Origin of the sequence: Protofrankia sp. CiT1 (assembly GCF_917627335.1) — a bacterium.
GTDB lineage: Bacteria > Actinomycetota > Actinomycetes > Frankiales > Frankiaceae > Protofrankia.
The window spans coordinates 2,642-7,464 of the sequence record NZ_CAKJTP010000127.1 but is presented as its reverse complement, the minus strand read 5'-3'; the positions used below and the strand labels follow the sequence as shown (position 1 = coordinate 7,464).

The 4,823-nt window shown below is 70.1% G+C and carries 3 protein-coding genes; 1 reads left to right on the top strand and 2 read right to left on the bottom strand.

Going from position 1 to position 4,823, the window contains the following annotated elements:
• On the top strand, positions 1-1,847 hold a 1,847-nt coding region (locus tag MJ785_RS16895), incomplete at its 5' end, for a hypothetical protein (protein ID WP_239381723.1).
• Between the two features lie 80 nt (positions 1,848-1,927).
• On the opposite strand, the gene MJ785_RS16890 is transcribed toward MJ785_RS16895, so the two are convergent.
• Both MJ785_RS16890 and MJ785_RS16885 read right to left on the bottom strand, forming a co-directional pair.
• A complete protein-coding gene (locus MJ785_RS16890) occupies positions 1,928-3,565 on the bottom strand; it encodes a serine/threonine-protein kinase (RefSeq protein WP_239381721.1) in 1,638 nt (545 codons plus the stop codon).
• The coding region (locus MJ785_RS16885; protein WP_239381719.1) for a transglutaminase domain-containing protein at positions 3,562-4,823 on the bottom strand (1,262 nt) is incomplete at its 5' end. The genes MJ785_RS16885 and MJ785_RS16890, both read right to left, overlap by 4 nt.

Genomic DNA, 4,823 nt, shown 5'->3' with positions numbered 1-4,823 from the left:
CGATGAGGCGAACTCGCAGCGAGCGGTCAACCCGTCGACGGTTGCTGTCACGGTTCGCCGAGTCACGGCTCGCCAGGTCACGGGCACGCGGAGCGGTCGCGGTCCCGCTGGCGCTCCTGCTCGCCAGCGGATCGGCGGTCATCGTGCTGGGGCAGAGCGCGGGTTCCGCCGTCGTGCGGCTGGGGGACGTCGGCGCATGGCTGGTCAGCAGCAGCCAGGGGATCATCTCGCATGTGAACGGGCCATCCGGGCGAGCCGACGCCAGCGTGACCATCAACGGCGGCAGGGAACATCACCTCACGGTCACCCAGGATGGGCCCAACGTCCTGGTCACCGACACCGACACCGGCGTGACCAGCCGGATCGACCCGGTCGGGCTGGCCGTCGCCGAGCAGCGGGGCTTTGGAACCGGCACCACCGTTGTCGCGGGCGCGGACCAGGCATATGTCATCGACGCGCACGTCGCCCAGCGGGTCCAGCGGATCGACCCGAAAACGCTGGACCCGCTGGGCGCGCCGCTCTCCTTTGGTTCAGCGATCGGTGGTGCCGGGCTGACCGCTGACGGCACGCTGTGGGTGGCCTTACCTGAGAAAGGGCAGCTTGTCCCGGTTCGCCGCGGCACAGCGGGAACAGCGGTCACGGTCGCCCGGCCAGGCTACCGACTGTCACTGATCATAGTAGACGGGCTGCCGGTCGCGGTCGACGCGACCACGCCAGCGCTGGTACCCGTGCGCGACGGCCGCCCCGCCCCGGCGCTGCGGCTGCCGGACCCGGCCGGGCAAGGGCGTCAACTGCTCGTGGCGCCGTCCGTCGACGGCCATCTCACCCCCGTCATTGTCGACGGGACGACCACGATGCTGCTGGCCGACCCGGGCGCCGGTGCTGTCCGCGCGGTCGATCTCGGCTCCCAGGACCCTTCCGGGAAGCTCGGCGCTCCCGTGGTGGCCGGCAACCGGGTGTACATACCCGACAACGACAAGGGACGGTTGCTGGTCTACGCAGCCGACCTGGGGCAGTTCAGTTCGCCGATCACCGTTACCCCTGAGCCGGCGAAGCTCACCGTCTTCGTCAAGGACGGGATGCTCTGGGCAAATGACGAGCGCGGCTCCCACGCGGTCCTGGTCCGGCCGGACGGCTCGGCCCAGCCGATCGAAAAACACGCCCCCGACGTCGCCGGCAGCGCCGCCACCACCCCACCTCGGCCGCTGCCCACGCAGACGATCACACCGCCCCACGAGGCCCCGCGCTCCCAGCCGTCGACAGCCGCCCCACCCCAGCCGCTGCCCGCGCACGTGATCCTGGCTCCCCGCCAGGCCCCGCGCTCCCAGCCGTCGACAGCCGTCCCGCCCCAGGTACCAACCCCAGTCGTCGGACCAGCCCCCAGCCCGAGCCGTACGGCCCCGCCTGCCGGTGGACAGCCGACTCCGGCTGCCCCGCCCGCTGTCTCCCCGTCACCCACTCCCGTTCAACCATCCGCTTCGTCCCCGCCGCCCACTCCCGTTCAACCGCCCGCTTCCTCCCAGCCGCCTGCTTCCTCTCCGCCCCCGCCGCCAGCTCCCACCACGTACCGCGAACAAACCGGCAGCACTGGCTCTCCGACATTCAGCAACCCGCACAACGCTTCCGGTCAAGGCCCGCGCATCGCGGTGGGCGCCTACGTTGAGGTGCAGTGCCGTGTATATGAGCCCCTAATCCAGTCAGCCAATCCGGACGGCTGGTGGTACAGGATTGCCAGCAGCCCCTGGAACGGCCAGTACTACGGTGTCGCGAACAACTTCCGGAATGGCGACGTCCCCGGCCAGGGCCCGCCTTATCACAACACCGACTTCAACGTCCCTCCTTGCTGACGCGAATGCGGGTGTGCCGGAAAGCAGGATTACCGGAGGTAGCAGCCGCCCCCCTGCCTGGGCCTGATTATCCGGCAGGCTCAGGCAGGGGGCGGTGTGGCGCCGCGGATACAGACATAGTCCGACCATGCCTTGATCAGACTGTGTCCGACGGGGTCAAAGAGCACGGGGCCGACGTGGAAGCAGTAGCCCTTGCTGGGATCCAGATCAGCAATCTGGATGATGGCCGCGCCGGCGGGCAACCGTTGTACCGGCACTGGGGGAACGTCCGGGGGGTTCGCGGTCTGCACGATCAGATCAGTATCGGTCCGTGAGCCGTTCTGCCAGGTCAGCGTGACCGTCGCTCCAGCGTCATCAGCGCGTAGACCAGTCGGGCGCGCAGCCTGGATGTCGGCGGAGGTGACCGGCGCGGGCGTGACCAGGGATGGCGTGGGGGAGGCCGTCCTGACGGAGGTTGACAAGGAGCGCGCCGGGTTGGGCCGACGCGGAGCGAGGACCGCTATCACCACCAGTGACACGACGATCGCCGCGGTGGCCCCGAGCAGCACCAGAACCCGCCGCGGCCTACCGGCCCGGCCCGATGCCGCTGTGCCAGGGTCCGGCCGGGCCGGTCTGCCTTCCCGGAGCAGGGTGATCTCCTGCATCGCACCGCCCGTGCGGCGGTCGGTATCGGAATCCACGGCAGGGCCCGCTTGTTCATGATCTTCAAGCGTGGCCGGTGCGGGTTGTGGCGGCGGGTCCGGATGCGTGGGCGCGTTGGGAACAGCTTCAGCAACGGCGTCGGGGACGGCCACGGTTTCGCTGCTCTGCCTGGCACCCACAAACGCGCCGGGTACGCCGGGTGCACCGGCCGCAGCTGCGACGTCCTCCGGCACACCGACCGGTTCCGGCGCTATCCGCGGGACGGTGTGGCCGAGGCGTTCGTTGAGGTGCCGGAGGTCCGCGGCGAAGGCGTCGGCGGTCTGTGGGCGCTGTGCCGGGTCGCGTGCGAGCGCGGTCCGCAGCAGGTTCTCCACGGATTCGGGCACGCGCTCACGAGGCAACGCGGGAAGGTCCTGAGTCAGGACGCGCAGCACAATGGTGGCCGGGCTGTCGCCCGGCCGGTATCCGAACGGCGGCGAGCCCGCCAGCATGGCGAACAGGGTCGCGCCCAGCGCGTAGATGTCGGTTGCGACCGACTGTTCCTCTCCCTGGAGGACTTCCGGGGCCGTATAGGACGGCGTGAACGCATCCTGGCTCGTGGATGTTTCCGAGCCCGCCAGGCTCGCGATGCCGAAATCGCTGAGCACCGGTTCATCGGTGTCGGTGAGCAGTATGTTGCCGGGTTTGACATCCCGGTGGATGATTCTGGCCTCGTGCGCGGCGTGCATGGCCTCGGCGATTTTCGCACCGATGTGAAGGGCTTCGTGTGCCCGCATCGGGCCGCTGCGCTGGATCCGGTCGGCGACCGAGCCCCGCGGGAGATACTGCATGGCGATGAACGGATGCCGATCCTCCGTCGAGCCAGCCTGGAAAATCGTGATGATATGCGGGTGACCGGTGAGACGCCCGGTTGCCCGGCATTCCCGGGTGAACCGCCGTTCCGCGGCGGAGTCCCGAAGATCGGCGTTAATCACCTTAATAGCCACCGTGCGGTCAAGATGGTCCTGATAGGCAGAGTAGACGGTGCTGAACCCACCGTGCGCAATCACGGTGAAGGACCGGTAACCGGGGATCATCGGTATCTCCTCCCCCGGATGACCTGGCTGGGGGCGAGCCGCCCGGCCATGCGCCGGTGCAGCGGCACGACCCGCCGCAGCTGTGCGCGCACCTGTTTCTCGTGCAGCCAGGCCTTGTCGGCCTCGGCGGGGCCGATGCCGTTCGCGGCGAACAGCGCCGTGGTGACGAGATCCGCCAAGGACGCCAGCGACGCCCGGCCGCTGGCGCCGATCCCGGCCGCGGCGATCCCGACTGTCTCAGCCGGGGTGGCCGCGGCCGGGATCGCTATGCCGGCGCCCGCCAAGGCGTCGTGTGTGCTGTGCCAGGCACCGACCACGCGCGTCCGGGGGATACGCGCGCGCCGTCCCCGCCGACGGCGCGCCACCGGCGACCCCGCGGCGACCGCCAGGTAGCCGAGGGCACAGGCGAGCACGACAGCACCGGAGATCACCCCCACGTACACCCGCAACGAAGTGTGACGAACCACCGGTGGAGCGGATGGTGGCGCTGCCGGGTACTGCACGGGCACAGCCGCCGCGGCCTCAGCCCGCCGCGCCCGCTCGCTGGACTCCCCCGATGCCGAGGAGGCGACCTCAGTGCCGCCACGCCGCGACTCCTCCGGCGTCGGATAGAACGGCAGCCAGCCCACACCCGCGAAGTCGATCTCTGGCCAGACCAGGACGTCGCCGGTGTGGACGTCCGCTGTCCGCGGCCCACCGGGAAAGGCGAACCCGACCACGACCCGGCTGGGCAGACCCAGCACCCGGGCGGCGACCGCGAACACGGTCGCGAACTGTTCGGAGGTGCCCCGCTGGCTCCTGGTCAGAAAGTAGTTGAGGTGTCCGTAGGTGTGACCAGCCGGCGCAAGCGAGTCATAGCTGAAGGTGCCGCGAAGGTACTGTTCCAGCCCGAACGCCTGCTGGAATGGGGTGATCCTCCCAACGGACCCCCGCCGGGCAGCCTCACGCACCGAATCGGGCAAGCCGGGCGGCAGGTAGCGGGCGGCATCGGCGTCGGCGTCGGTGGCCGGCTGCGACACAGCAAGGGCAGTTGCGTCAGGGATGGTCTGCGGTGCGGACACCACCGTGTACCGGCGGCCGGGACGCACCGGCACGGCGCTGAGCAGAACGCCGCTGTCGACGTCGACGGCCAAGCCCACGCCGTCAAGCCGGACCGGGCGGTCCATGGCGGGCAGCCAGACACCGTCCAAACCGTCGATCTCCACGTCCTGGCGTAGCTCCCCGCTGCGCGGCAGCTCCCCGGCCACCGCCGGGACCT

What these genes read in the sequence shown, in the direction of transcription:
- MJ785_RS16890 (WP_239381721.1), bottom strand. Translation starts at nt 3,565, where the DNA reads ATGATCCCCGGTTACCGGTCCTTCACCGTGATTGCGCACGGTGGGTTC.